At 51.8% G+C, this 3,612-nt stretch carries 8 protein-coding genes; 6 read left to right on the forward strand and 2 right to left on the reverse strand.

The window, feature by feature from the left end; all coding sequences use genetic code 11:
• The first annotated feature begins 59 nt into the window (after positions 1 to 59).
• From RTK01_RS16215 to RTK01_RS16240, 6 genes are all read left to right on the forward strand, one after another.
• Positions 60 to 203, forward strand: a complete 144-nt coding sequence (locus RTK01_RS16215) for an XkdX family protein (protein WP_312281964.1) — start codon at positions 60 to 62, stop codon at positions 201 to 203.
• A 14-nt stretch (positions 204 to 217) separates the two neighbouring features.
• Positions 218 to 517 carry a hypothetical protein gene (locus tag RTK01_RS16220; protein ID WP_312280810.1) on the forward strand — a complete coding sequence of 100 codons (300 nt, stop codon included), beginning with the start codon at positions 218 to 220 and terminating at the stop codon, positions 515 to 517.
• Positions 510 to 803 (forward strand): hypothetical protein, encoded by a 294-nt coding sequence (locus tag RTK01_RS16225; protein WP_312281965.1) that lies wholly within the window; start codon positions 510 to 512, stop codon positions 801 to 803. The genes RTK01_RS16220 and RTK01_RS16225 overlap by 8 nt, the downstream gene beginning before the upstream one ends.
• A gap of 10 nt (positions 804 to 813) precedes the next feature.
• Complete coding sequence (locus tag RTK01_RS16230) at positions 814 to 1,107, forward strand: hypothetical protein (RefSeq protein ID WP_312281966.1); 294 nt, start codon at positions 814 to 816, stop codon at positions 1,105 to 1,107.
• Entirely contained in the window at positions 1,091 to 1,771 is a 681-nt protein-coding gene (locus tag RTK01_RS16235; protein WP_312281967.1) for a CHAP domain-containing protein, read from the forward strand. The genes RTK01_RS16230 and RTK01_RS16235 overlap by 17 nt, the downstream gene beginning before the upstream one ends.
• Positions 1,772 to 2,228: 457 nt before the next feature.
• Positions 2,229 to 2,882 carry a Rha family transcriptional regulator gene (locus RTK01_RS16240; RefSeq protein ID WP_312281968.1) on the forward strand — a complete coding sequence of 218 codons (654 nt, stop codon included), beginning with the start codon at positions 2,229 to 2,231 and terminating at the stop codon, positions 2,880 to 2,882.
• Between the two features lie 69 nt (positions 2,883 to 2,951).
• Here the strand turns inward: RTK01_RS16240 and RTK01_RS16245 are convergent, their stop codons facing one another.
• Entirely contained in the window at positions 2,952 to 3,158 is a 207-nt protein-coding gene (locus RTK01_RS16245) for a hypothetical protein (RefSeq protein ID WP_312281969.1), read from the reverse strand.
• Positions 3,139 to 3,612, reverse strand: a 474-nt coding sequence (locus RTK01_RS16250; RefSeq protein WP_312281970.1) for a hypothetical protein, incomplete at its 5' end; no start/stop codon positions are given. The genes RTK01_RS16245 and RTK01_RS16250, both read right to left, overlap by 20 nt.

Genomic DNA, 3,612 nt, shown 5'->3' on the forward strand with positions numbered 1-3,612 from the left:
CTCAGTGAAACTGCAAAAGTAGTAATGGAATTATCAATTGAATGAAGGAGGAAAATTAAATGTCGGCAACATGGTACAATTTTTATCTTCCCTTGTGGATTTCCGGGGACATGACCATTGAGCAATTGCAAAAGGCTGTTGTAAAGGGGCGTATCACGCAGGAGGAATATGAAAAAATCATTGCAACTCCGCAAAATGTATAAAAGGGGGCCTACATATGGCAGAAATCGCCGCTGAGTGGTGGTTAAAGTGGATTTTTGGACTGATCGGCGGCGGGCTGATCTTCGTGGTGCGCCTGCTGTGGCGCAGACAGCGTGCGACGGAACTTGGCATTCAGGCGTTATTGCGGGATCGCATTCTGAAAGCCTATTATCACTATCAAGAGCGTGGGACAATCACCCTTCACGGACTTGAAAATGTCGACAAACTTTATGAGCAGTATCACAATCTGGGCGGCAACGGGACCGTGACAAAGTTGGTCCATGACCTACGAGAAATGGAGGTTGTGGATGGGTAGCGAAAAACCGATGCCCAAAAAGTGGACAGGCTCCAAACTGATTGCCCTCGGCGTGCTGGCGGTGGACGGGAGCTGCACCTACATTGTGCTATATCTGTGTTGGCTCAGCATCAAGATGCAGTTTACCGGGAGCCTGCCGTATCTCACCACCCTGATCGGGGCGCTGCAAGCGTCTACGGCGGTGGTGTTGACGGCTTATTTTGGAAAGGCAAAAGCGGAAAACATTAAGGGCGGCATCACCTACGATGCTGCCCTTGGAGCAGATTCAGAGAGTAATGATTTATGAGGAGGAACATATGAGTACGATTCTGAGAAAGCTTTCCAGCCGCAAGCTATGGGCGGCGATGGCGGGGATTGTGACGGGCCTCGCCATGGTGTTTGGGCTGGATGAAAACACCATTTCCACGGTGGCGGGCGCGGTTGTGTCTCTGGCTTCCGTGCTGACCTACATCATGACGGAGGGAAAGATTGACGCGGCAGCCGTTAAACAGGCCGTAGAGGACACGCAGAAAGCCGTGGAGGCGGTGGGCAGTAATGTAAAGGCCACACAAGTATCCGGGGAGGTGCAGGGCTTTGGCGGCGGCAAGTGATATCCTGAATATCGCCCGAGCGGAACTGTGGAACGCAGAAAGCCCGGTAGGGAGTAATTGCACTAAATACGGGAAGTGGTACGGGCTTGACGGCAATCCGTGGTGCATGATGTTTGTGCAGTGGTGCTGCGCTCAGGCGGGCGTTGCCTTGCCCATGCGCACGGCCTCCTGCGGGGCGCTGATGCGGGCGGCGCAGGCGGCGGGCTGCTGGGTGACGGGTGACTATTGCCCCGGCGACGTGGTGATCTACGATTTCCCCGGAGGCTCGGCGACTGACCATACCGGCATCGTGGAGAGCGTGACGGCCTCCGGGGTAATCGCCATCGAGGGCAATACCGGCGCAGGAAACGACGCAAACGGCGGACAGGTGCAGCGCAGGACCCGCAGCAACAGTTTGATTGTGGGGGCTGTACGACCCGCATATGATATAGAGGAGGAACAAGTGGTTACTTACGAAAAACTGGCAAACGTCCCGGAGAAGTTCCGGCCCATCATCGACAAGCTTATGACGGCGGGTATCATTCAGGGCGACGGCTCCGACCCTACCGGCAACGGGGATATCATTAACCTTACCCATGAACAGGTGCGCACGCTGGTGTTTATCTATCGGGGCGGCGGGTTTGATCGGAAGCTGGAGGCCGTCGGGTTGGAGACGGCGGTATAAACACGAAAATAACACGCGGAATCCCGCCCGATGGAATTATCTTTCGGGCGGGATTTGTTTTTTTGTGCGGGCACAAGATTTCTTCATTTATTTACTAGAATAAGTGTTGCCCAAAAAACACACCCCGTGTTACAATTAAAAATACAGGGAATTTCCAATTTGAAAGGCGGTGTTAATTTGCGCAATCCCTCGAGCGATCCAAAAGAGTTTCACGTCGTCGTAAGACTGAATGGGAAAAGCCAAAAGATTCTAACAGACTATTGCAATCAGCACGGAGTTACCCGATCGAAAGCTATTAGAGCGGCAATCCCAAGTCTCTCTAAAAGCGCTAAAAATGGGGAGGAGTAGCCCTCACCGTCCAAAGTAAGGCTACTCCTCAAAAAACAGACCAGCACGTGGTGTGTTCTATTTCATTATATCACATCCGTTTGGTCTGCACAAGAAGAAAGGATTTATAATGAAAGAATTGATTCCTATGGATTCCTACGGCGTTTTTGCAGACGAGCACGACACGGCCAGAGCCAACAGCCTGCAAGTGGCTGAGTATTTTGAAAAGAAGCACTTCCACGTTTTGCGAGATATTCAAGCCCTCGACTGCTCCGACGATTTCAGAAAATCCAATTTTGGATTTACCACCTACGTGAACGCACAGGGGAAAAAAGACAAAGTTTGCGCAATGACCCGCGATGGCTTTATGTTCCTTGTGATGGGCTATCGCGGCAAAAAGGCGGCGGCAATCAAGGAAGCCTACATCAAGCGCTTTAACGATATGGAGCGGTTCATTCGCACTCTGACCGAAACCCGGCATGAGTTCCCTCTTTTAACCGCGCAAATCAAATTGCTCTACGACAATCCAAAACCTTACCACTACTCCAACGAGGCGGATATGCTCAATCGGCTAGCGCTGGGGATGACCGCAAAACAATTTCGTGAAGCCAATGGGCTACGAAAAGGCGAGAGCATCCGGCCCCTCCTGACACCCGAACAGATCGATACTATAGATCTGTTGCAAAAGATTGACCTCGGATTGATGCTTGCTATGCCGGACTACCACCAGAGGCAGCGCCAGCTTGAATGGTATCTTGGACGGTCTAAGGCTATCAGCGCATAAAATTTCTCCCCGGAACTTACCATCGGTAGACTCCGGGGAGTTTTTCATTTTGGCCTGTTCCGGGCAGGCTTATTTTTCCTTGATGTATTCCCCGGACTTGATCCGGTGATCCGGATACGGTTCTCTTTTATCAATAATCCAATTCCGGCCAATTTTGCGGGCAGTTTTAAAACTCCCCCTTAGGACCATTTGCCGGACGCTGGCAGCATTTCGCCCGTGCATAGTAGCGTATTCTACGAGCGAAATAAGTGCCTCCTTATCGTTCGATTCGTTCATCCTGTGGCTCCTTCCTTCCGATCCCCCGTTTTTCGTAATACGGGATAATGGGGGACTCTATGTGCTTGTAATATCTGTCCCACCACACCCGGTGGGAGTGCTCACCTTGCGTCAGTGCATCGTATATATTGTGCAACTGCTCCTGAGATGCAATGCTTAGCACCTTAGTGGTGCCGTTCGCGGCGTGCTCCAGCTTGCGCGGCGGTATAATTTGCTTATTGTAGAGTGTATCTACATACTGCTGAAGATCAGCAGCACTGCCTGCTATTTTGATGCTAGGCGTGTAATACGCATTCCGCTTATCGGTGGATTTCCGCGACTTATATCGCAGTGCCCACGTCAGTGAGCAGCGAGTCTCCATCAATGCTTGGGCTGCTATGAGGCCGTCCACCGGCGGTGGCTGTCGGGCGGGGTTCTTGCGCCCGGAAAATCCCATGGACTTGAGCGCATCAAC

The organism is Oscillibacter sp. (genome assembly GCF_031978065.1).
Taxonomy (GTDB): domain Bacteria; phylum Bacillota; class Clostridia; order Oscillospirales; family Oscillospiraceae; genus Oscillibacter.

Bases quoted from the DNA above. Each gene is read 5' to 3' on its own strand.
- RTK01_RS16215 (WP_312281964.1), top strand. From the start codon at position 60: ATGTCGGCAACATGGTACAATTTTTATCTTCCCTTGTGGATTTCCGGG.
- RTK01_RS16220 (WP_312280810.1), top strand. From the start codon at position 218: ATGGCAGAAATCGCCGCTGAGTGGTGGTTAAAGTGGATTTTTGGACTG.
- RTK01_RS16225 (WP_312281965.1), top strand. From the start codon at position 510: ATGGGTAGCGAAAAACCGATGCCCAAAAAGTGGACAGGCTCCAAACTG.
- RTK01_RS16230 (WP_312281966.1), top strand. From the start codon at position 814: ATGAGTACGATTCTGAGAAAGCTTTCCAGCCGCAAGCTATGGGCGGCG.
- RTK01_RS16240 (WP_312281968.1), top strand. From the start codon at position 2,229: ATGAAAGAATTGATTCCTATGGATTCCTACGGCGTTTTTGCAGACGAG.
- RTK01_RS16245 (WP_312281969.1), bottom strand. From the start codon at position 3,158: ATGAACGAATCGAACGATAAGGAGGCACTTATTTCGCTCGTAGAATAC.